17 protein-coding genes, 2 tRNA genes and 1 pseudogene are annotated in these 24,511 nt (G+C 36.0%); 14 read left to right on the top strand and 6 right to left on the bottom strand.

The genetic code is table 11. The features are described 5' to 3' along the window. Positions 1–424: 424 nt before the first annotated feature. From ACFIJ8_RS07170 to gltX (ACFIJ8_RS07160), 3 genes are all read right to left on the bottom strand, one after another. Complete coding sequence (locus ACFIJ8_RS07170) at positions 425–1,177, bottom strand: transporter substrate-binding domain-containing protein (protein WP_273788128.1); 753 nt, start codon at positions 1,175–1,177, stop codon at positions 425–427. 728 nt (positions 1,178–1,905) lie between these two features. After that, positions 1,906–3,201, bottom strand: coding sequence for a citrate synthase (gltA, locus tag ACFIJ8_RS07165; protein ID WP_012755058.1), 1,296 nt, complete (start codon positions 3,199–3,201; stop codon positions 1,906–1,908). A gap of 263 nt (positions 3,202–3,464) precedes the next feature. Next, positions 3,465–4,895, bottom strand: coding sequence for a glutamate--tRNA ligase (gltX, locus tag ACFIJ8_RS07160; protein ID WP_375639284.1), 1,431 nt, complete (start codon positions 4,893–4,895; stop codon positions 3,465–3,467). Positions 4,896–5,007: 112 nt separating this feature from the next. On the opposite strand from gltX (ACFIJ8_RS07160), the gene ACFIJ8_RS07155 reads away from it, so the two are divergent. The 7 genes from ACFIJ8_RS07155 to gltX (ACFIJ8_RS07125) all read left to right on the top strand — a co-directional run bounded on the left by ACFIJ8_RS07155 (position 5,008) and on the right by gltX (ACFIJ8_RS07125) (position 15,336). Beyond that, complete coding sequence (locus ACFIJ8_RS07155; protein WP_375639283.1) at positions 5,008–7,272, top strand: ComEC/Rec2 family competence protein; 2,265 nt, start codon at positions 5,008–5,010, stop codon at positions 7,270–7,272. A gap of 471 nt (positions 7,273–7,743) precedes the next feature. Then, the gene (gene rpiA / locus ACFIJ8_RS07150; protein WP_273788125.1) at positions 7,744–8,448 is read left to right on the top strand and encodes a ribose-5-phosphate isomerase RpiA; all 705 of its coding nucleotides are present in this window, start codon (positions 7,744–7,746) and stop codon (positions 8,446–8,448) included. A gap of 105 nt (positions 8,449–8,553) precedes the next feature. Continuing rightward, the gene (locus ACFIJ8_RS07145) at positions 8,554–9,123 is read left to right on the top strand and encodes a DUF2059 domain-containing protein (RefSeq protein WP_273788124.1); all 570 of its coding nucleotides are present in this window, start codon (positions 8,554–8,556) and stop codon (positions 9,121–9,123) included. Positions 9,124–9,327: 204 nt separating this feature from the next. Then, on the top strand, positions 9,328–10,719 hold the full coding sequence (gene gor / locus ACFIJ8_RS07140; protein ID WP_375639282.1) for a glutathione-disulfide reductase: 1,392 nt from the start codon (positions 9,328–9,330) through the stop codon (positions 10,717–10,719). Between the two features lie 68 nt (positions 10,720–10,787). Continuing rightward, on the top strand, positions 10,788–12,167 hold the full coding sequence (locus ACFIJ8_RS07135; RefSeq protein ID WP_375639281.1) for a class II 3-deoxy-7-phosphoheptulonate synthase: 1,380 nt from the start codon (positions 10,788–10,790) through the stop codon (positions 12,165–12,167). Between the two features lie 123 nt (positions 12,168–12,290). Beyond that, positions 12,291–13,952 (top strand): NAD+ synthase, encoded by a 1,662-nt coding sequence (locus ACFIJ8_RS07130; protein WP_375639280.1) that lies wholly within the window; start codon positions 12,291–12,293, stop codon positions 13,950–13,952. A gap of 10 nt (positions 13,953–13,962) precedes the next feature. Further along, a complete protein-coding gene (gltX, locus tag ACFIJ8_RS07125) occupies positions 13,963–15,336 on the top strand; it encodes a glutamate--tRNA ligase (RefSeq protein WP_375639279.1) in 1,374 nt (457 codons plus the stop codon). A gap of 59 nt (positions 15,337–15,395) precedes the next feature. Here gltX (ACFIJ8_RS07125) and ACFIJ8_RS07120 read toward each other — a convergent pair whose 3' ends face one another. Both ACFIJ8_RS07120 and ACFIJ8_RS07115 read right to left on the bottom strand, forming a co-directional pair. Beyond that, positions 15,396–16,799, bottom strand: a complete 1,404-nt coding sequence (locus ACFIJ8_RS07120) for a DEAD/DEAH box helicase (protein WP_375639278.1) — start codon at positions 16,797–16,799, stop codon at positions 15,396–15,398. Between the two features lie 146 nt (positions 16,800–16,945). Continuing rightward, positions 16,946–17,719 carry an NAD kinase gene (locus tag ACFIJ8_RS07115; RefSeq protein WP_012755068.1) on the bottom strand — a complete coding sequence of 258 codons (774 nt, stop codon included), beginning with the start codon at positions 17,717–17,719 and terminating at the stop codon, positions 16,946–16,948. Positions 17,720–17,981: 262 nt separating this feature from the next. Here ACFIJ8_RS07115 and ACFIJ8_RS07110 point away from each other — a divergent pair. The 6 genes and pseudogenes from ACFIJ8_RS07110 to ACFIJ8_RS07085 all read left to right on the top strand — a co-directional run bounded on the left by ACFIJ8_RS07110 (position 17,982) and on the right by ACFIJ8_RS07085 (position 21,479). Next, positions 17,982–18,058: transfer RNA gene (locus ACFIJ8_RS07110), tRNA-Arg, on the top strand. Positions 18,059–18,606: 548 nt separating this feature from the next. Further along, positions 18,607–18,876 carry a YbfB/YjiJ family MFS transporter gene (locus ACFIJ8_RS07105; protein ID WP_273788119.1) on the top strand — a complete coding sequence of 90 codons (270 nt, stop codon included), beginning with the start codon at positions 18,607–18,609 and terminating at the stop codon, positions 18,874–18,876. Beyond that, the gene (locus ACFIJ8_RS07100) at positions 18,794–19,027 is read left to right on the top strand and encodes a YbfB/YjiJ family MFS transporter (protein WP_375639277.1); all 234 of its coding nucleotides are present in this window, start codon (positions 18,794–18,796) and stop codon (positions 19,025–19,027) included. The genes ACFIJ8_RS07105 and ACFIJ8_RS07100 overlap by 83 nt, the downstream gene beginning before the upstream one ends. Positions 19,028–19,149: 122 nt before the next feature. Continuing rightward, positions 19,150–19,714: pseudogene (locus tag ACFIJ8_RS07095) on the top strand (hypothetical protein). A 1,083-nt stretch (positions 19,715–20,797) separates the two neighbouring features. Next, complete coding sequence (locus tag ACFIJ8_RS07090; protein ID WP_375639276.1) at positions 20,798–21,043, top strand: hypothetical protein; 246 nt, start codon at positions 20,798–20,800, stop codon at positions 21,041–21,043. A gap of 211 nt (positions 21,044–21,254) precedes the next feature. Further along, positions 21,255–21,479: a DUF6990 domain-containing protein gene (locus ACFIJ8_RS07085; RefSeq protein ID WP_375639287.1), complete on the top strand. Its 225-nt coding sequence runs from the start codon at positions 21,255–21,257 to the stop codon at positions 21,477–21,479. 513 nt (positions 21,480–21,992) lie between these two features. Here ACFIJ8_RS07085 and ACFIJ8_RS07080 read toward each other — a convergent pair. Further along, a complete protein-coding gene (locus tag ACFIJ8_RS07080; RefSeq protein ID WP_375629087.1) occupies positions 21,993–23,561 on the bottom strand; it encodes a TerC family protein in 1,569 nt (522 codons plus the stop codon). A gap of 437 nt (positions 23,562–23,998) precedes the next feature. Between ACFIJ8_RS07080 and ACFIJ8_RS07075 the strand changes: the two genes are divergently transcribed. Then, a tRNA-Lys gene (locus ACFIJ8_RS07075) sits at positions 23,999–24,074 on the top strand. Positions 24,075–24,511: the final 437 nt, after the last annotated feature.

Genomic DNA, 24,511 nt, shown 5'->3' with positions numbered 1-24,511 from the left:
GAGCAATTCAAAAATTTATTGATGTTTATTTTAGATCATTATGTTGGACATTATTATCAAAAAAATTATCTTTTTTATTGATAAAAAAAGAATAAATATCTTATTGCTTGTATGATAACTTAATTTTCACGAAATGATAGATTTGAATCATTTCATGAGTAAAAACTAAGGATTTTTCTTGAAAGTAAGGCTATTCAATTTGAACATAAAGAAAAAATTAGATTTTGATACGATAAAAATACAACCTTATTGTTGTCATTATATTCTATAAAATGTTTAGATATCGAGGAACAATTAAAAACTATTTTGATAAATGTAAATTTTCTTATAAAACTGCCGAATTTCCAATTATCTTTGCATGTCCAATAAAGAGTTAAAAAATACTCCTTAAATATAAAGACTGAATTTTAATTCATAGTGATATCTAATCGATATTGAAAGTAAAATATTTTTTCATAATTTTTTCATAGGTTCCATCGGCGCGGATTTCTTCTATTGCTTTATTAAAACTGTTTTTAAGATCGTTATTATTTTGACGGAGTGCAATTGCAACAGGAAATTTTGTTTCTTCTAGAGTTCCTAGGAGGATACAGCAATCTTTTCCTTCATTTTCAAGCCAATTTAATGCTTTTAATTTATCAAAGATAATGATATCAAGCCGATGGCTTAAAAGATCACGATTAGCTTCTATTGCTGTAGGATAAAGTTTGATATTCACTCCTTCAGAGGCATAATGATCTTCCGCATATGCAGCTTGTGTTGTATTCGATTGTACTCCAAGATTTTTACCTCTAAAGTTTTGTGTTGAGATTTCTTTAATTCCCGAATTTTTGGTAACGATAACAGCGAGTACAGTATTGTAGTAAGGATCTGTAAAATCAATTTTTTGTAAGCGCTCTTTTGTAGGAGAAAGGGAAGAAACGATAGCATCGTATTTTTTGGCAAGAAGACCAGGAATCATCCCCTCGAAGTCTTGTGTGACAATAGTACATTCAACATTCATTTTTTTACAAAGCGCATAAGATATATCAATATCAAACCCTTGAAGTTCGTTATTTGAGTCAATATAACTAAATGGCGGATAAGAGGCATCGCTTGCAATTTTCAGCGTTTGAGAATTGGCCGATAGGGTAAACAGTGTTGCGCTTATTATAAGAGCTCCTGCTAATAACTTCATTATGTTCTCCTATTAGATAAGCTGGCAAATATGAAACCATCATGCATTTTTATAATCTGTAAGCTCTTTTGGAGCAATGTAAAAAATTTATCTGTGTTCATTTTGCTATCATTATGCTGGATATCATTATCAAAAAAATGATTTATTTTTATCAAGTATGGGAATAAAAAATACAGGAAAGAAGTACACCTCTTGTTGATTATATGATGATTTTTAATATTTTTATTTAAAAATCAATAAGTTAGATTTAAAAGGAAAAATATTAACTTAAATACAAAGAAAATTTCAGCTCTTAACAGGATAAAATGTAAAGTATTTTTATTCTAATCTACTTGAAAAGGGATAAGAAGTTTTTGGCATTTTAAAGAAGCACTTAATGTAAGTCTTTTGCAATTTTATCTGGAGAAGATAGAAAGTAAAATTCTTACATTGCTAGATTTTAATATGTAATAAGGTTTTTAAACATGAGGGAATGACAGGAAATACACTTCCATTAAAGATAATGAGAATTATAAGGTAAAATTTTCAATTTCTTTTTGCTAAATGTTTGGCTAACTTGCAGAAGAGTATTCTCAATTTAAAACTTAGAATTTTTTAGTAAATTTTTATGATGATGTTACCTCTGTAGAAAGAGTTTTAAAATCACGTTTTATAAAAATTCTCAAAGGATATTTTTGGATTATTTTCAATAAAGCTTCAGTAAACTGAAGCTTTATTGATTTCTTTTTTTAATTTGCACGTTCATCTATAGGAACATAATCACGCATGGCATAGCCTGTGTAGAGTTGTCGAGGACGACCAATTTTTTGTGCAGGGTCTTCAATCATTTCTTTCCATTGTGCCACCCACCCGACACTGCGCGCCAATGCAAAAAGAACAGTAAACATTTCAGTTGGAAAACCTAGAGCTTTTAATGTAATGCCGGAATAGAAATCAACATTGGGATAAAGCTTTTTCTCAATAAAATATTCATCACTTAAGGCAATTTTTTCAAGTTCTATTGCAATATCAAGAAGCGGGTCATCTTGAATGTTGAGTTCTTTTAAAACTTCATGACAGGTTTTTTGCATGATTTTTGCACGTGGGTCATAATTTTTATAGACACGGTGCCCAAAGCCCATAAGGCGGAAAGGATCATTTTTATCTTTTGCACGTGCAATAAATTCAGGAATTCTTTCAATAGAACCTATTTCTTGTAGCATTTTTAAACATGCTTCATTGGCACCACCATGTGCTGGTCCCCAAAGGCATGCAACACCTGCTGCAATACAGGCAAACGGATTAGCACCCGAGGATCCAGCAAGACGTACCGTAGATGTAGAAGCATTTTGTTCATGATCTGCATGAAGGATAAAGATTTGATCCATCGCCCGAGCAAGCACAGGGTTTGTTTTATATTCTTCACAAGGAACAGCAAAGCACATACGGAGGAAATTTGCAGCATAACTAAGATCATTACGTGGATAAACAAATGCTTGTCCGATACTGTATTTATAGGCCATAGCAGCAAGCGTTGGAACTTTTGAGATAAGACGAACAGAAGCAATCATTCTCTGGTGAGGATCTGTAATATCAATAGAGTCGTGATAGAACGCAGACATAGCGCCAAGGCAGGCAACCATGACGGCCATAGGATGAGAATCACGGCGGAAGCCATGGAAGAAGCGTGCAAACTGTTCGTGTACCATGGTATGCTGCATAATACATCGATCAAATTCATTTTTTTCTTGCTGTGTTGGGAGTTCACCATAAAGTAAAAGATAACAACTTTCGAGAAAGTCTCCTTTTTCAGCTAATTGATCAATAGGATAACCACGATAAAGCAATATGCCTTTATCACCGTCGATATAAGTAATTTTTGATTCACAAGAAGCTGTTGAAGTAAAACCAGGATCATAAGTAAAAATATCGGCTTTTTTGTAGAGAGAAGCAATTTCAATGACTTCAGGTCCACTCGTGCCTTTACGCAAGGGAAGCTCTACTTTTTTATCATTCACAATAATATATGCGTTATTCTCAGACATTCGGTATTCCTTTCAGATCCTTCACTTCTAAAAATTAAGACTCTGCTTCATCAGAGTGGGGGATGTATAACTGAAGCTTTTCTTACTTATATTTAAGGGTAGATTGCCTCTAAAAGTGAGTACATGCAATCTAAAAATATTTCCTTATTGATCATTATTACTCAATAAAAAATGTATTTCAATGATATAACATAAAAAACTCTTCTAGGGCGCGTTGAGATATCTGTATAGATCCCTATTTGAGGAAATATACTCAGTACACATTATGGGCATATTGTTGTGATAAGTTGGTCCTTGATGCGATGAAGGGATTCATCGCGTCCTAATAAAATAAGAACATCCAAAACACCTGGTGATGTTGCAGATCCTGTAAGAGCTGCGCGAAGTGGTTGGGCGATAGATCCAAATTTGAGATTCTGTGTTTGTACACAAGAGCGAAGTGTTTCATCTAGGGTTTTTGTATCCCAAGAGGGGCAAGCTTTCAGGGCAAGATAAAGATCATTTAAAATGGTTCGTCCATTTTTATCTAAGAGCATTTGTGCTTTTTCATCAAGTTGTAAAGGTCGTTGCGTAAAAATGAAGGAGGCATTGTCAATCAGTTCGCACAGTGTTTTTGAACGTTCTTTCAAATACGGGATTGCTTTTAAAAATTGAACACGGCGTTTTTCATCAAGTCTTTCAATAATTTGTGCTCCCCTATCGGTTTCTGGTAGAATATTAAGAGCGGCATCAAAAAGTTCTTGATCATTACTCATGCGCATATAGTGTCCGTTGATGGAATCGAGCTTTTTGAGATCAAAACGAGCAGCACCTTTGTTAATATCCTCAATGTCAAACCAAGAAATCATATCTTTAAGCGACATCAGTTCGTCATCACCATGACTCCAACCTAAACGGACAAGGTAATTGCGCAAAGCAGCAGGAAGATATCCCATTGTTCGGTAGGCATCAACACCGAGTGCACCATGCCGCTTTGATAATTTTGCACCGTTTTCACCATGGATAAGAGGAATGTGTGCCATAACAGGAATATCCCATCCCATTGCCTTAAAGATGATCATTTGTCGGGCAGCATTGGTAAGATGATCATCCCCACGTATAATATGTGTGATGCCCATATCATGATCATCAACGACAACAGCATGCATATAAGTAGGCGAACCATCAGAACGCAAAATAATAAAGTCATCGAGATCTTTATTAGGAAAACGAACATCACCTTGAACACGATCATGTACAATCGTTTCTCCATCTTCAGGGGCTTTGATGCGAATAACAGGCTTAACACCTTTAGGAGCTTCAGAACGATCACGGTCCCGCCAACGTCCATCATAACGTGGTGGGCGCCCTTCTGCACGGGCTTTTTCACGCATTTCAGCTAACTCCTCAGGTGAAGCATAACAATAATATGCTTTGCCGTTTTTGACCAACTGTTCGGCGATTTGTCGGTGACGTTCAGCACGTTCAAATTGCGAAATAGGGGTGCCATCATAACTAAGCCCCATCCAGTGCAAGCCATCTATAATAGCTTTTACAGCTGCTTCTGTTGAGCGCTCTCGGTCTGTATCTTCAATTCGTAAAAGCATTTTTCCACCGGTATGTTTTGCATAAAGCCAATTAAAAAGAGCAGTACGAGCACCACCAATATGAAGAAAGCCAGTGGGTGAAGGGGCAAAACGAGTAATAACAGACACGAAATATTTTCCTTTAAACTGAGATATTACTTATAGAACTTTATAGAAAAATCATGTTAGCATAGGTGATGGGGTGTGCAATAGCCATATTGCGAGTTAAAGTGGGGGGCGGATGTTTTATCAAAGTAAAGTTAAAGAGGGTTTATCCGAAAAATCTGTTACAGAAAGAAAAAAGCCATGTCAAATAGGGCAGAGTATTTTTTCTAGATATGATGATGCAAAGAACGGCAGTTATAACCAACAAAAACTTTTTTTATTGACACTCTCAAAAGAAGTAATCATTCGTTTTCGCAAATGGCTAGAAGATTGTATCAATAAAGAAGTTTCTTTTGGTATCCTTTTTTCGCTGATTTTAGTCTTTTTTGCTCTAGGAATCATTTTTTATTTTCATTTAGAGTGGGAGCCAAGTTGGGGACAATTGGGGGCGTTGGTCAGTATTTTTCTGGGAATATTCTATGTTGCACGTTTTTATCGAAAAATATGGATTCCCGTGGGATTTTTGTTTTGTATTATATTGGGTGCTTTGGCGGCAAAAATAGAAACGTGGCGTATTGCAACACCCATGTTAAGCAGTGACATAGTCACCACATTGACGGGAAGAATTGTTTCTATTGAGTCAGGCACCAAAGGGGGATTTCGTTTAGTTTTGGATGTTTTGAGTACAGAAAAGCCCATATTATGCCATAGTCTTCATCGTATCCGTTTATCGGCAAGATATTTGCCATCTGGCTTAGCAATTGGTGATGGACTATATGGGAAAGTTAAGATTCGTGCATTTTCTGGGCCAGTGCGTCCAGGAGGCTACGATTTTAGTTTTCATAATTATTTTAAAAGAATTGGGGCACAAGGCGTTTATTTAGGAAAACCAAGAAAAATATCGGTTTCGCAGCCTGATGGAATATTCGCTATCATTCTACAGAAAATTGAAAATTTACGCACGAAGATGACACAAAGAATCCGTATAGCCCTTGAAGGAGAAAAGGGGAGTGTTGCTGCTGCTCTCATAACAGGGCAGCGTGCTGGCATTTCAAATGAGACAAATGAAGCATTACGTACGGCTGGATTAGCCCATATTTTATCAATATCAGGTTTACATATGGCGTTGTTAAGCGGTATAGTTCTTTTGGGTATCCGTAGTTTTTTAGCATTTTTTCCAGTTTTTTCTTCCTATTATTCCAGTAAAAAATTTGCTGCTATCGTTGCGTTTATGATAACAGCTTTTTATTTGTTATTGTCGGGCTTAGCAATATCAGCGCAAAGAAGTTTTGTGATGATTGCTGTTATGTTGGTTGCTATATTGTGTAATCGCTCTGCTATAACAATGCGTAATTTTTCTATTGCAGGGTTGGTAACCCTAGCGATGACACCCCATGAAATATTAGGTCCTAGCTTTCAAATGTCCTTTTCTGCGACTGCTGCTTTGATCGCTTTTTTTGATTGGTGGAGTGGAAGATCATTTTTTCGTAAAAGAAAAACAACTCCCTCTTATGTTGGAGGAGGAGTGATAAATTTTGCTTTCTTATCGATGCTTTCAACATGTGCTTCTTCCCTTGTTGCAGGGAGTGCAAGTGGAATTTATGCTGCTTATCATTTTTCTAATACGGCATCTTTGAGCATTATCAGTAATGCTTTTGCTTTGCCTGTCATTTCAATTTTCGTCATTCCTTTTGGATTAATTGCAGTCCTCGCAATGTTAGGAGGATTCGAATGGCTTCCCCTTCAAATTATGGGGTTTGGTGTTGATCTTGTGATAAAGATTGCGCATGCTATCAAGGCTATTTCTCCTGATCTGAATCCTGGTTTTATGCCGTTATCTGCGTTGGTTTTATTGAGTATAGGCTTGGTTGGACTGACTTTTTGCAAAACACCCATCCGGCTCTTTTTTAGTTTGTTTATTTTGGCTGGTATTTCTATTTGCGTAATGCATTCACCTGTACAACTTATTATAGCAGATAATATGCGTCTCGTGGGCGTTATCCATGATAAAAAATTATATATTGATCGTTACCATATTTCTAAGTTCACGACATCCATATGGAAAAAGTCATTTCGTGTGAATGAAACGATTAAACCAACAAAATATGGTCCTTCATTGCACGGACAATTTATTTGTGATTATCATGTATGTACGTCATTATTAGAGAATGGATTAAAAGTAGTTGTTTTACAGAGAGAAACAGATCAATGTGTAGAGGCAGATATTCTCATTCAGACATTTGTAATGCGTAATCCAACATGTTATAAGAAGGCAAAAATAATATTTACGCCTCAACAATTGTTATCACGAGGAAGCGTTATGATGACCAAAGGTGGAGATATTATTTGGTCTTCGCTAGGGTTTCATAGACCATGGAATATGCACAGACAGCATTCATAAAAAATATAATCTATCATATTTTGCTTCACATTTGGATAATGACAAAACAAAAAATAATAGAAGACTTTTCTGATAAAATTTTGCGGTATTTAAATTAGTAAGTTTATCAAAGTCATTGAAACGAGATAATAACCTACAGTTTTCTAGAAACAGATGATTTTTATATCTGATCATTTTAAATTTTTCAAAAAAAATCGATATGTGCATCCTATTGATAGCACAAGATAAATCAAAAATTTTTATTGAATGAGAAAAATGCTAACAAATTTTCTCAAAGAAATAAAAAAGATAATTGTTGATTATTCTATTTTATTCTTATCATATATTTCTATAACGAGTAACATCTCTTCAAGCAAAAGATGATGGTAAATTTAAATAGATTGCGTCAAGAGGTTATCTTTTATTATCATTATTATCGGTGGTAATAGGGGTGATAAGTGCTGCTTATACGGATAAAAGGCAAAGTCATTCATGGATGTTCAGCAGTTAAAAAAAATGGCAGCTATTAAAGCGCTTGAATTTATTGAAGATGATATGCGGCTTGGTATTGGATCTGGTTCGACAGTCAATGAATTTATTCGTCTTCTTGGTGAGCGTGTTTCGGATGGTTTGCGAGTGACTGGTGTTGCTACTTCACGATATTCTGAACAACTCTGTCGTAAGTTTGGAGTGCCTGTTAGCACTTTAGAACAAATACCTGAACTGGATCTTGATATTGACGGAGCAGATGAAATTGGTCCTGAGATGATGCTCATTAAAGGTGGAGGGGGAGCATTGTTGTATGAAAAAATTGTAGCATCGGCATCCCGTGCAATGCTTGTCATTGCTGATGAAACAAAGGTGGTAAAACGACTTGGTGCTTTTGCACTACCAATTGAAGTTAATCCATTTGGTATCCATACAACACGCAGAGCCATCGAAAAAGTCGCTGATGACTTAGGGCTTTCTGGAGAAATTGTATTGCGAATGAATGGAAAAAATCCTTTTGAAACAGATGGTGGTCATTTTATTCTTGATGCATTTTGGGGCTGCATTTTGGAACCAAAACCATTATCGGACGCACTTCTTGCCATTCCTGGTGTTGTTGAGCATGGCCTTTTTTTGGGATTGGCTTCACGTGCAATTGTAGCTATGGCCGATGGTCAAACAAAAATTTTAGAATCTTTTGATTTTTAGAGAAGACAGTTTCATGACGATATGTTAGCACAGTAAAAAAAGATCTTAAAGATTTTAGATAGAAAACGAATTAAAATTATAATTAGCGATCGGGGTAATCATTAAATGAGAATAATATTTTCTTTTCAGCGTTTTGTCGTATATTTTGGTGCAATTGCTATTTTTATTGTGAATATTGGAATGGCTTATGCACAAGGTGTGAGCGATCAACATTTAGCTTCAGCTAGAAAAGCTATAAGTGCCATTCACGCAACAGATCAGTTTGATAGTTTTTTACCAAATGCGGTAGATGATCTTAAAACTGCACTGATGAGGGATGATCCAAATTTGGCAGAGGCTATTTCTGATATTGTTGATAAGCAGGCGCTTGCTTTAATTAAAAGGCGCTCTGATCTAGAAAAAGAGATTGCTCATGTATATGCAAAATATTTTACTCAAAAAGAGCTTGATGCAATAACAGCATTCTACAGTTCTGATACCGGTAAAAAGTTTTTGACAGAAGTTCCCAATATCGCACGTGATTCTTATTCAGCATTTGATGTATGGCGTTCTGCGCTTATGCGGGATCTTGTAGAAAATGTGAAAAAAGAAATGTCTGAAATACTTAATTTGAATAATTCTACTGTGCCTACAAATATGCCTATAAAATCAGAATCTTCAGAAAATAAAAAATAGCTTGATTAATATCATGACAACCACTGGGCAATTTCTGATTTTTTAAATAGCGGCGGTTTTCCCGCCGTTTTTAATATTTTAATGAGAGTAGGTCTTTTTAGAATACGGCTTTATAAAAAAATGCTTCTTCAAAAGAAAAAAGACTTTCATTTGATAATAAATGATCTTAGCCTATTCTTGCAGATACATAAGAAGGAATAATTCGTGGGCTCTTTTGACTTTGATTTATTTGTTATTGGAAGTGGTTCTGGTGGAGTGCGTGCAGCACGGCTTGCTGGAGGACTCGGTAAGCGTGTTGCTATAGCAGAGGAATATCGGATAGGGGGCACTTGTGTTATTCGTGGTTGTGTTCCCAAAAAACTTTATGTTTATGCATCACAATATGTAAAAGAATTTAAGAAAAGTGTTGGTTTTGGGTGGAAATATGCGGATCCAATTTTTAGTTGGGAAAAGTTGGTTGCAGCTAAAAATAAAGAAATATCAAGGTTAGAAGGGCTATATCGTAAGGGATTAGAGAATAACAATGTGCATATTTATGAAAGTCGTGCTACTTTTGTAGATGATCACACATTAGAGCTTTCTGCCACGGGTGAGCGGGTAAGTGCAGAAAAAATTTTGATTGCAACAGGGGCAAAAGTTGCACCAAATACTTCCATAGAAGGCGGTGGATTTTGCCTCACTTCTAATGAGATTTTTGACCTTGATCAACTCCCAAAATCAATAGTCATTGTTGGTGGAGGGTATATTGGTGTTGAATTTGCTAATATTTTTCATGAATTAGGTGTAAAAACAACGCTGCTCCATCGTGGTGATTTAATCCTTCGTGGTTTTGATCATGATTTGCGGCAATTGCTCAGCGATGAAATGACTGAAAAAGGGATTTCTATTCTCTATGGTGTAACAATTTCTAAAGTGCAGGCTGCAGAAAATTGTTATGAAGTTATTTTATCAAATGGGCAAACGATTAGTGCCGATCAGATTATGTTGGCTACGGGGCGTGTACCAAATACAACAGGTTTAAGACTTGAGCGAGCAGGTGTTCAAGTGGATGAATTTGGTGCAGTTGTTGTTGATGAAAGAATGACAACGAATGTACCCCACATTTGGGCTGTTGGTGATGTAACAGGTCATATTCAATTAACACCTGTTGCGATTCATGATGCAATGTGTTTCGTGAAGACTGCGTTTGAGAATATTCCCACGACACCTGATTATGATTTAATTACGACGGCAGTTTTTTCTCAGCCAGAGATTGGAACAGTTGGTCTTTCAGAAGAAGATGCGGTACGTCGTTATAAGCGTCTTGAAATTTATCGTACAGTTTTTCGTCCTATGCGTAATGTTCTTTCTGATAGTTCAGAGAAAATGCTTATGAAACTCATTGTTGATGGTGAAAGCCGTATTGTTGTGGGCGCTCATATTTTAGGGGAAAACGCTGGTGAGATGGCACAGCTTATTGGGATAGCTCTCAAAGGAAAGCTGACGAAAGATATCTTTGATGAAACGATGGCAGTGCATCCAACGATGGCAGAAGAATTGGTAACGATGTATAAACCAAGTTATATATATGAAAGTGGGAAGAAAATAGAAAGTTAAACAGCATATATTGCGGTAAAAAGCTTTTGATATGCCAATCTGTAAGATTAATCTTTAGAGAGAGTGTAATGATAAAAGAATGGGCACCTGACTCTTGGAGAACAAGGCCAATTAAACAAGTTCCGACTTATCCGGATAAGTCTATGTTAGAAGATGTTGAACGAAAACTGAGAAGTTATCCTCCTTTAGTTTTTGCCGGTGAAGCACGTGATTTAAAAAATGAATTAGCAGCTGTTGCAAAAGGACAAGCTTTTTTATTGCAAGGTGGTGATTGTGCCGAAAGCTTTGCAGAACATGAAGCTGATAATATCCGTGATTTTTTTCGTGTATTTTTGCAAATGGCGATTGTTTTAACCTTTGGTAGTTCTAAACCGGTTGTTAAAATTGGTCGTATTGCTGGTCAATTTGCAAAGCCCCGCTCTTCTGATATCGAAAGCAAAGAGGGAGTTGAATTTCCTGCTTATCGGGGGGATATTATTAATGGCATTGAGTTTGAAGCCGATTCTCGTATTCCAGATCCGCAACGAATGTCTATGGCTTATCGCCAATCTGCGGCAACACTTAATCTATTGCGTGCTTTTTCACAAGGTGGCTATGCTAATTTAGAAAATGTACACACATGGATGTTGAGTTTTGTTTCTAACAGTCCGCAGGGGGAGCGTTATGAATTATTGGCAGAGCGTATTTCTGAAGCAATTGATTTTATGCGTTCTATAGGGATTACATCCAAAACACATTCTTCATTGCGTGAAACATCTTTTTATACCAGTCATGAAGCACTTTTACTTGGTTATGAAGAGGCTTTGACTCGGATTGATTCAACTTCAGGAAATTGGTATGCAACATCCGGTCATATGTTATGGATTGGTGACCGTACACGTCAGATTGACCATGCTCACGTTGAATATTGTCGCGGCATTAAAAATCCTATAGGATTAAAATGTGGTCCTTCCATTGAACCTGATGAGCTTTTAAAATTAATTGATATTTTAAATCCAGAAAACGAGCTGGGGCGGCTTACTCTCATTACGCGTTTTGGGTATGATAAAGTTGAAAGTTATCTGCCTAAACTCATCCGTGCCGTTGAACGTGAGAAGCGTGCGGTTATATGGTCATGTGATCCAATGCATGGCAATACAATTACCGCCAATGGTTATAAGACGCGTCCCTTTGATTATGTTTTAAAAGAAGTAGAGAATTTTTTTGCAGTACATCGTGGAGAGGGAACTTATCCAGGAGGCATCCATATTGAGATGACAGGTCGTGATGTTACTGAATGTACAGGAGGGGCGCATGCTATTTCTGTAGACGATTTATCTGATCGTTATCACACGCAATGTGATCCACGGTTAAATGCAGATCAAGCGTTAGAATTGGCTTTTCTTGTTGCTGAACTCCTTAAAAAAAATCGTGTGACTGATTCGTTAGGAATTGCTGCTGGTGGGTAGGAAAAAATTTCCTAATATACTTTTAGGTCATTATGGCAGAAGAGAATTTTTAAAAAAGTGATATTTCCTGATGATGAAGAATAAAGTTGTGGTTGCTAAACTGATGAAATGATACAAAGGCTTATGAAAAATGATTTTCGGGTATCAATTGCCCAATTAAATCCTATTGTTGGTGATATTGAGGGGAATTTTTCTTTAGCTGCCATGGCACATCAAAAGGCCAAAGAAGAGGGGGCTGATCTTGTTTTATTCACGGAACTTTTTATAAGCGCTTATCCGCCGGAAGATCTTGTTCTAAAACCTGCTTTTACAAAAACATGTGAAGAGACTGTTAAGAAATTAGCAAAGATAACCGTAGGCGGACCAGGAATTGTCATTGGTCTTCCATTAAGACGCAATGGCAATATTTACAACGGTGTCATGCTTCTTGATGAAGGGCGAGTCATTGCCGAAAGTTTGAAGTTTGATCTACCTAATTATGCTGAATTTGATGAAAAGCGTTTATTTTCTTCAGGCCCACGACCTGAGCCTCTTATCTATCGTGGGGTAGGACTAGGAATAGTGATTTGTGAAGATATTTGGAATGATTCTTCACTTTGTGTGGAGCTTGGTAATAAAGGAGCGGAAATTATTCTTGTCCTTAACGGATCTCCCTACTATCGTAATAAAACCTTAAAACGTATAGATGTTGTTCATACGCAAGCTCTACGATCTGGGGTACCAATTATTTATGCTAATCAAGTTGGTGGTCAAGATGAGCTCGTTTTTGATGGTGGGTCTTTTGCCTTGAATGGAGAAGGAAAAAAGATATTTCAAATGAAGCACTTTGATAGCCATATTGCTTTAAGCCATTGGCAAAAAATAACGACGGGATGGCACTGTATTTCAGGTCCTAATGAAAGTCTTCTCAATGGATTAGCGGCCGATTATCAAGCTTGTGTTTTAGGTTTGAGAGATTACGTTAATAAAAATCGCTTTAAGGATGTTATTCTTGGTCTTTCAGGAGGAATTGATTCAGCCCTGTGTACGGCAATGGCGGTGGATGCTCTTGGCTCTGAGAGAGTTCGCACCATTATGATGCCTTATCACTATACTTCACAAGAATCGTTAAAAGATGCTAAAGAATGTGCACAACTTCTAGGATGTCATTATGAAATAATACCGATTGAGCAACCTGTTGAAGCTTTTTTAAAGACAATGGCGCCAGTTTTTTTAGGCTTACCCCCTGATATAACAGAAGAAAATCTTCAAAGTCGTATACGCGGTACACTTTTAATGGCTCTTTCAAATAAATTCGGTTCATTGGTGGTAACGACAGGCAATAAGTCGGAAATGGCTGTGGGATATGCGACACTGTATGGTGATATGAATGGCGGGTTTAATCCTCTTAAAGATATTTATAAAATGCAGGTTTATGCATTAGCTGAGTGGCGCAATAAAAATCACTTGCACAATTTGAGAGGACCAGAAGGGATTGTCATTCCATCCAATATTATAGAAAAAGCGCCTTCTGCAGAGCTGCGGGAAAATCAAAAAGATGAAGATTCTCTTCCGCCTTATCCTATTCTAGATGATATCTTGCAATCTCTTGTAGAAAATGACATGAGTATTTGTGATATTATTAAACGTGGGCATTCACGGGAAACTGTTGAGAAAGTTGAACAGCTTCTTTATGGTGCCGAATATAAAAGACGACAATCTGCACCCGGTGTAAAAATCAGTTACAAGAGTTTCGGACGCGATCGTCGCTATCCCATAGTCAATCATTTTCGCGATAAAAATTGAGTATTATTTTATGGTTAAAGTTCGTTTTGCTCCCTCTCCAACAGGTTATATTCATATTGGCAATATCCGTAGTGCGCTTTTCAATTGGCTTTATGCGCAAGCGCATAATGGAGCATTTATTTTGCGCTATGATGATACAGATGTTGAACGTTCTAAACAAGAATATATCGATGCTATTGCTGTTGACCTTGAATGGCTTGGTATTCAACCAGATTCAATTTATTACCAATCTAAGCGATTTAATCGATATGATGAAGTTGCGGAAATTCTCAAACAACGCGGGCTTCTTTATCCCTGTTATGAGACTGCAGAAGAATTAGAGCGACGTCGTAAAATCCAGCTTTCACGCAAATTGCCTCCTATTTATAACCGTGCAGCATTAAAATTGACAGCAGAAGAGAAAAAAAACTTTGAATCTCAAGGTCGTAAACCCCATTGGCGTTTTCTTCTTCCTAATTTTGAAAGTGATCCTTTACAAACAAAGCGAACAGAAGTTTGCTGGAATGATGCAATAAAGGGAAAGCAGACGATTGATTTGGCTTCTCTTTCAGATCCTGTTCTTATTCGTGAAGATGGAAGCTATCTTTATACATTGCCCTCTATTGTTGATGATGTAGATATGGCTATTACGCATATTATTCGTGGGGATGATCATATTACAAATACAGGCGCTCAAATTGCTATTTTTAAAGCTCTTAATGCAGAATTACCGGTTTTTGCTCATACCAATTTATTGGCGACAGTTTTAGGAAAAGGATTTTCAAAACGTAATAATGATCTTTCTATTCGTTCTCTACGGGAAGAAGGATTTGAATCTATAGCTGTTCAATGCCTTGCCGTTTTGATTGGGACATCGCAAAATGTGCATCCCTATCCTAATCAAGCAGCGCTTTTAGAGCATTTTAATCTCCAAGATACGTCAAGATCCGTTGCAAAATTTGATATTGCTGATCTTCTTGCTTTGAATAGTCATCTTGTCCATGAGTTAACCTATGAGGAAGTAAAAATGCGCCTTAAAAAACTTTCTATTGAGGGAGATAAGGCGGAATATTTCTGGAACGCGATAAGAAGCAATATTAATAAAGTCAATGATGCTGTTTTGTGGTGGAAAATCATTCATGATGAACAGAATTTTGATACAGTGGCACTAGAGGATCGTGCTTTTGTGCGCCAATCACTCGATTTCTTACCTGAAGGTGCTTTGAAGGAGGAAAGTTGGAAAATTTGGACAACAGCATTAAAAGAAAAAACAGGTCGAAAAGGAAAAGCTTTATTTATGCCATTACGTCAGGCACTTACAGGCATGGATCATGGACCTGAAATGGGAAAAATTTTGCAGCTTTTAGGGCGTGAAAAGGTAGCAGAAAGACTCTCTAGGAAATAAGAGCGGCTTTTTTTAAAGCATTTCGTTCATTTTACTCTTCAAGAGACTAAAGAACGGATTTATTTACACGTTTTTATAAGCATGAAAGCAGGAATATCATCACCAAATCCAAGGGGCGTGTAATTCTTATTTTTTCGTGGGCGTTGGTACTCAGAGGGCTTCTCTTTATTATTTGCATTTTTGATATATTCTGTTTTATTCTCTTCTACAGATTTTTTAGTGTGAGCAACAGGCTCTTTGGGAGCAGTTTTCTTTGATGATTTTGAAGATTTTTTCTTTACAACAATATCTTCTGTTTGATCATCGACTATTAAAGTTGAGAGATCTCCATTGAGCCATTCAATTTTTTCATTACTCATTTCCTCAATGGCATTGATATATTTTTGATCAGCTTTTGTGACAATTGTAAAAGCTTTTCCGCTACGATTTGCACGCCCTGTACGACCAATTCGATGGATATAGTCTTCAGCATGTGTAGGAACATCATAGTTAAAGACATGACTTACAGCTGGAATATCGAGTCCACGGGCAGCAACATCAGAAGCAACAAGAAGTGTAAGTTTATTATTTTTAAAATCAGCTAGGGTGTTCATGCGCGAATATTGGTCCATATCTCCATGAAGTGCCCCTACATTAAAGTTATGTTTGATGAGCGATCTAAAAAGTTCAGAGATATCTCTCTTTCGATTACAGAAAATGATTGCATTTTGAAGCTCTGCACCTTCATTATGAATAAGTTCTCGCAAAACAGCTCTTTTATCCCATGACTTACTTCCAGATTTGACGAGCCGCTGTGTAATTGTGGTTGCGGTTGAGGATGCTTTTGTAACTTCAACAGATACAGGAGAATGTAAAAATTGTTTCGTTAATTTTGTAATTTCTGGCGCCATTGTTGCAGAAAAGAACAAAGTTTGACGCGTAAAAGGAGTTAGCTTACAGATGCGTTCAATATCAGGAATAAAGCCCATATCCAACATGCGATCAGCTTCATCAATAACAAGGATTTCAACGCCCATCAGGAGCAGTTTACCGCGCTCGCAATGATCAAGAAGGCGTCCTGGCGTTGCGATAAGAACATCAGCTCCCCGTTCAAGTTTGCGATCTTGGAGTTCAAAAGAAACTCCACCAATCAAAAGAGCAACATTTAAACGATGATTTATTCCGTATTTATCGAAATTTTCTTCAACTTGAGCTGCAATTTCCCGTGTTGGTTCTAAGATGAGCGTACGGGGCATTCGTGCTCTTGCACGACCTTTTTCAAGGAGAGTGAGCATAGGCAATACGAAAGAGGCGGTTTTACCTGTTCCCGTTTGGGCGATTCCTAAAACGTCTTTTCTTTGAAGGACATGCGGAATTGTTTCACTTTGAATAGGTGTTGGAGTTGTATATCCCGCTGATTTCACCGCATTAATAACCTTTGCGGAAAGACCTAAATCATCAAAACTGTTTAAAGATGGTATCATTTTTTTATCAATTGCTCTGTGATTTTAACTGCGCTATCTAAATGATGATTATAACCAATATTCTACACTCTTAAAAAGTGTTAAGATGTTTTCACAAAAAAACTAACTATAACAATCATATACACATAAAACGCATAATACAATCATTAATAGCGAAATTGTTCTGATAAAATGCGCTCATCCCATGAATGATTTGAGTCAAAAAGGATTGAAGCTGTTACTTCTGTTGCCATTGAAATAGTAACTGAATGAACAGATTTAACTTCAATATTATCTGCAGCAGCGTTGACAGGGCGTTTGTCAGGTTCAAGCATATCAAAGCGCACTATTACTGTATTGGGAAGCAAAGCTCCATGCCAACGCCGAGGGCGAAAAGGGCTAACGGGAGTGAGGGCCATAAGGGGGGCCATAAGAGGTAAGATAGGTCCTTGTGCTGATAAATTATAGGCGGTCGATCCAGCTGGTGTAGCGACGAGAACACCATCACAACTTAATTGTTCCATGCGTACGTTGTTATCAATGGTGATGCGAATTTTTGCGGCTTGATAAGATTGCCGAAAGAGGGATACTTCATTAATTGCAAGCGCCTCGATAGAATCTTGACATTCAGATTTTGCAATCATGCGTAGGGGATGAATTTCTTTTTTATGTGCGACAGCAATACGATTGGGCAATTTTTTTTCATGAAATTCATTCATCAGAAATCCTACAGAACCTTGATTCATACCATAAATAGGTTTGCCTGTGTTCATGACGTCTCGTACGGTTTGTAACATTGTCCCATCACCACCGATTGCAACAACAATATCAGTTTCTTCCAGAGAAGAATGACCATAAACGGAAATTAATTTATGGGTAGCTTTGATAGCGTCCTCAGTTTCTGCGGAAATAAAATGAAAGCGACTTGGTAATGTAGTCATTAAAAAATTATCCTGATATTTATAATGTATGTTGTAACTTATTTTTGAGAGTTTTGAAGTTGTAACAAATGCTCTTTTTATAATAAAAAGAGCATTGAATAAAGAGAAGTTATTTCAAGGTAAAGTATCATTGAAAAGTAAGAGGAGTGCGTTGTTAGATAAGTTACAAACAAGTAATTTTTTATTAAAATGATAATTTAGCATTGAAGCTAAGAGTATGATTGGTTAAAAGACCATAACTGATTTTAATAATCAGTTTGAAGCACCCGTAGCTCAGCTGGATAGAGCGCTGCCCTCCGAAGGCAGAGGTCACAGATTCGAATTCTGTCGGGTGCACCAAATTCTTCAACTTCATATTATCCTAAATAACAATATTACCTAAAAAGAAGCCAATTTCCTCTTTTATGAAAATGGTCATTTGAGTTGTTTATTAAGTTTTATAGCGAATAAGAAAATGATTTTAAGAGAAGTAAAATTTACGATTGCGTATATAACTTTTCGGTTAGTCATTTTGAATATCGAGATAAAAAAGCAAGATTATCTAAATATGCTTTCAATTTAAATATAAACATTTATAACATAAAAATACATATTAATTCAATATGTTATTGTATAATTGATCTGGCAATTTTGACAGTAGATCGCTAAATATATTGTTTTGAGCATTAAAATAGATAGCTAAATTTGCTTTTATTCTATTTTTGGAGCTAAAGGCTGTTATGGTGAAATGGAACGCGGATGAGGAATATCACCAGTTAAAGGAATAATAATAGGGATAAAAATAATCGTCAAGATTTGAATTATTTCAAAACGCTGTATTCGGTATGGTTCTTATGGTTTTGAGAATGGGTATCGGGTGATTTCTTTATACACCAATATTGCCAGTTATGTTGGATGAGGGGTTGTTTACCTTTAATCCACCTTTTTATATAGCTAGCGCTAATTATGGTGGTTATTTAGTTGGGAGTATGTTCTTTACGTTTGGCAGAATTGGGAATATATCTCTTGCTCCTCACATGCTATCTTGTGCAGCTATAGTAATGAGTGCACTTATTATTTCCATGGCGTTAACACTTGGTCCTTTTGATCCGATTTGTTTCTGGTGTTGCGAGTGTAGCAATGATGGTTTTGGGTTCTATTATGGTCATGCAGCATAGCCATAATAGGCGGATTATTGCTTCGCTTTATGCAGGTGTAGGAGTTGGTATTCTACTAGGTAATGAATATGTTATTATTAGTTTGAACAGGACGCTTGATGCGACAAACATTTGGTTTGAAGTCGGCTTAATGTTTGTTCAAAATTTTTAAAAACATACAGGTTTAATTATGACAACAATATCAAAAAACATCCCCGTTATTTATTCCATTGCAAATGAAATCGCTCCTGTTAATAAGAAAAAACATCCCCAAAATATGAATTGACCAATCAAATGGATTTCGTGACTGGTCATATATTATATCGCATTTGTGCTTTAAAAGATTTTGGTGATGTAAAAAAAGCGATCTAGATGGTTTTATTGAAAATGAAAGCAATCTCTCTCATGATGGCAATTGCTGGGTTGCTGATAATGCCTGTGTTGTAAAATCTGGTCGTGTTTATGAAAATGCAAGGGGCAATGGCAATGCTGCCATTGGTGGTTATGTGTATGGCAATGCCCTTATATGTGATAAAACCCGCGTGTATTTTGGTGCTCATATTTATGACAATGCTCATCTTTCTTATAACGTTTGAGTTTATCATTATGCGCGGGTTTATGGAAATGCAAAATTATCCGGTAGTGTACCTATTCATAGCAATGCCGAGGTTTATGATCATGCTGTTGTTAGTATGGCAAAGTTTATGGCAATGCCAAGATCTCTGGTTATTTCGTGATTAGAGGTAATGTATATGGCAATGCAAGAATAAAAAGACATAGCGATTTATATTCGGTTCCCATAAATTGTGAGGTTTATGAAAGTGATAATGTTGTCAAGATTGATAAACAGAATAAATGACAGGCGTGGGGAGCGCCTTTTTGATGGCTATAAAAACCTGTCATAAAAGAAAGCTGTGTCAATTGATATGACGCGGCTTTTAAATAGAGGTGCTACAGATCATACAAAAGAAATCAATAATGCATATATACAACGTATCATATTGCAAGCGCTCTATTTTATTGATTAAAACTTATCAAAAGGAACATAAATGACAGGTATGATTTTTAATCACTCATTTGAATTACAGAACCTATAAACACTTTGTTTATGGTTATAAAACGTATTAAGAATAACGCCTTCATTTTTGAGGGGGCATTTGAAACAAAGCACATTATCAAAATGCCTCTTTTAAAACGTTTTTTGCTTGTTTGCTTGCATTAGATCATTAAAAGACTTTTGATTTCATAAGACATAACATTATCAATTTTATTATCTGTTGTGATGATAGTATCTATATAATGCCAGCTTGTCATTTACTAACTTTTTAGTAAGCGGCGCTTTAAAATCGACTTGTCTTTAAATCCTTTTATGTGTTCTTAATGAATTAAAATCTATCTTATGATAGCTTCAAATGATTATTTCTTTTAAGGTTTCGCTCAAAAAAAAAGTAAAACCCATACTATTCTTTAAGCGCATGCAATTTATGTTATCGATAATTTCAAACGATTACGTTTTTAACAATGCGATTTGTGTGTGATAAAAACGTATCATAAAATTTATGAACTGTTATGAATGATAGCTGCTTTTCACTTCATTTGAATGTTTACATGCCTTATAACATTTGCATCATAATTTGCTTTTTATAGTCTATTCATACATGGCAATTGTTTATAAAAAATAGTCAATTGAATCACGTATAAAGTGTGAATTCTAAATGGAATTCATATAAAATAATTTCACACAAACTATTGACTTTGTTGTTTGTTTTTTATGATAAGATGCCATCTCGTTTAGATTTTGCAAAAGAAATCACCAAAGACCTTATTGATAAGATTCTTCTCTCATACGGCGTTATCAATTTTATTTGCAGAAAGCTATTTCGCTTTTGACTTTTGATATGGATACAACCTTTTTTGAGGTAGAGCAAAGAATTTTTTAGCCATGGAGAGTGCAACAGCGCTCTTCAAAAATCTTGATTGGTCTGTTGAGAAAATTAAAGAGGTAGATAATTATTCAGCACGTTATCAACTACCAGATCGTGAAGTACAAGTTCTTTATAATGACGCAATTATCAAAGGTTATCCGCAATTTGATGTTGGATTTTCGATTAGTACTGGTATTTTAGCTGCTGCCTGCATGGTAATTGACCCCTATCAATTCTCAGCACTTACAAGATTTAAAATTTGACTTTGATAAAAAGTGGTTGAGAGTTTATGAAGAAGAAATATATGCGGATTGGTTGAAATTAGAGCTTGATTATGTCTTGAAATGGGTGATGGAAAAAAATTGATCTTCATAAATGCTTTTGTTCCAGATATGGAGCACTACCTTGGCAAAAGAGTGAAGTTGAGGCATATAAGGTTATCAAGATAGATGATGCAGATTATAGCTACTTCATATTGGTGCACTGGCTTTATTGGGTGATGTTGCAACCTTACAATCTTATTATCAAAGTTTCAGTGCAGGGGATCATTTAGGCGTTGATGAAAATACCCAAAAGACTCATCTTGAACGTGCATTGGCTTTAGCCAAAGAAGTGGTGAAATCTAAGAAACTCAGCTACACTTTAATTGCAAAAGTAGCAAAAAATATGAGCCATGTGGAAGAAAAACAAAGTTCTTAATAAGAGCTTTCCAGAGAGGTGGAGCTTTATTCTTGGAAGGAAAAAAATAGCTAAATTTATCGAAACAAAAGATAAGAAATATCAAGAAGATCTCAAAAAATTATAGGAACCAGAGTCTAGTTTAACGCTGCCATTATCAGTTGAGTGAACCCAACAATGGCGGAGTTCTATCCATTGGCGGAAATCTGATGTTTGAAAGATGATTTCTTGATGTGAAGCTAATGTTATAATAAATAATTATTATAAATCAATATGTTGTATATATTCATAATTTTTGAGATTAATGACCATTGACAAATAATTTTGCATCATTTTTTCTCTTACAGCTTTTTGTAAATCATCAATGAAAATTTTTATAATAGAAAGTTTATTGATAACATAACTTTTGTATGTTCATTACTTTACGCTTAAAAAATATAAAAATAATGAAATGCAATTAAGTCATCAACTTCTTATTCTTTTCAATTTTTAATCATAAAAAAATCTTTTTATTCATTTTGCTTATAAAAAGAATTAGCTTTTTTCTGGTAAGACAATTGGAGAAATAAGGATTTTAGATATGTTTCGGCGTTCCATTTCAATCACTTTAAAGTGTAAACCATCAGTTTCAAAACTTTCTCCCTCATTTGGTAAATGACCAAACTGCCAAAGCATAAAGCCTGCCAGAGTCGTATAACGATCTGCTTCATCCACAAGGTTACGCCCAAGGTAACCACTTAAACGGCGGATATCAGCATATCCCTCGACAAGAAGACTGCCATTTTCAAGTTGTTCTGCGATCATGAGTTCTTCGTCGTCATCAGGAAAGTCTCCTGCAATAGCTTCAAGAATATCGGTTGGTGTTGCAATTCCTTCAAAAGATCCATGCTCATCAACAATAATTGCAAGCTGAATCGAAGAATGACGTAATTGCTCCATCAATCGTAAAACACTTGTATTTTCATGAACAACGAGGGGTTCTCGCATAGCTTTTTTCCAATTAATTTTTTTCCCCTCAGCCAAATTCAAAAGAAGATCTTTTGTCAACGCAACGCCAACAAATTCATCTACTTTTTCACGCGCAAGAATTAAGCGGCTATGTTTAACCTTTTGTAATTCTTCACGCATTTCATTTTCATCAGCATTTAAATCTAACCACTCAATCTCATTACGCGGCGACATGATAGAGCGAACAGGGCGATCAGCTAAATCGAGAACACCACGAATCATCTCCTTTTCTTCTGGTCTAAACAACTCAGAAGCTGCGGCCTGTTCAGCAATAACATCTACAGTCTCAGCAAGATGACTATCTTTACTTCCTCCTCCTAAGAGCCTCAAAACAGCATCAGCTGTTCTACTGCGTAGATCATTTGTTTTAATCATTTTTTCACGGTTACGACGTCCAATTTGATTAAAAGCTTCGATGAGAACAGAAAAACCAATAGCAGCATACAAATACCCTTTGGGAATATGAAAACCAAATCCTTCAACAATGAGAGTGAAACCAATCATCATCAAAAAACCAAGACAGAGGATTACAATAGTGGGATGACGATTAATAAAACGCATAAGAACACCAGATCCGCACATCATTACTCCCATAGCAGCTATGACTGCGATATACATAACTGTTGCCTGCTCTTTTGCAATCATACCTGTTGCGGTAATAATACTGTCTAGTGAAAAAACGGCATCCAGCACCACGATTTGAACAATTACTTGCCAAAAAACAGCATAAGCAACGCCTGTTTTTCTTTCATGTGATACCCCTTCTAACCTTTCATGTAATTCTAGCGTTCCCTTTGCTAGCAAAAAGGCTCCACCACCGATTAAAATAAAGCTATGCCAACTAAAGACAAAAGATGAAAATGAAAGAATTACCCTATCGAGTCTCATAACCCATCCGATAACTGTAAGAAGGAAGAGCCGCATAATTAGTGCTAAAGTAAGACCTAGAAAGCGTGCGCGGTCACGTAAACGCAGTGGCAATTTTTCAGCTAAAATTGCAATAAAGATAAGGTTATCTATTCCTAAAACAATTTCGAGAAAAACCAGCGTGATCAAACCAAACCACGCATGGGGATCAGTGATCCATTCCATCATTCCTTACCTTTTAGAAGCTTAAAAGCGCGCGATTGACAAAAAAAATTCATAGGCTTTTATTCGTATATTGGATCATGAACATTGAATGTAAAAAAATTTATATTCAACGAAAACAACAGCAAAATATTGCTTGAATGCATGTGATTATTGATAAAACAAAATGATGCCCCATCCCGCTTACAACCACAAGAAGGTTCCTCTAAATTTTGCTCGGGCATTATGCTCGATAATCCTCCAACTGTAGGTTCTGTATAACAATCAGAACATTTATTTATAAAGCTTCCTATAATGGGTTTATTTTTATATAAGATCAAGTGGTGAATATCATATTTTTAACCTTACAGACAATGAGTCTATATAACAAACAACAAAATATCTGGACATCCATCCTTAGGAGCGTTATAGAAACGCTCATTCTCATCTTTCGGGAAGCTTATGGGTGATTAGCTCAGTCGGTAGAGCAGCTGACTCTTAATCAGCGGGTCGTGGGTTCGATCCCCTCATCACCCACCATTTGATTTGATACCATAAATAACGTATTGATTGCGTAAATTTTTTTAAAATACGAGTTGCTAAATAAAATTGGGAAGTAGGATTTTCCCATATGCGTTTGTGTAAAAGTAAAGATTGTTGATATAGCTTAGTCATCAGGTTTTGTACTTTTAGGGGGCTTAAAGATCTTTTAATGCGTATTGTTTCTTTTTTTTTAAATCGCAATTGGTAAGGAGAAGTTTCTTACCGACAATTGTGTTATTTAAAGGGGTATAAAAATCAAGAGTTTTCACTTCTTTTAATATAAATTGACTAAAATTTTTTGGATTTTTGGCATATTGTTTAAAGATAGAAGAGACTTTACATTTTAGTTGTGTCAGCAGAGTGGATATTTTTTGATAACTCTCCCGCTTAAACAAAAAATCTCTGTAATAATCATCAGTATTCCAAGAGGGTGA

It is taken from the genome of Bartonella sp. MF74HXZ (assembly GCF_042194445.1).
In the GTDB taxonomy this organism is placed as follows: domain Bacteria; phylum Pseudomonadota; class Alphaproteobacteria; order Rhizobiales; family Rhizobiaceae; genus Bartonella; species Bartonella grahamii.
Note: the sequence above shows the minus strand (reverse complement) of the source record. Positions and strands in the feature narration are given on the sequence as shown.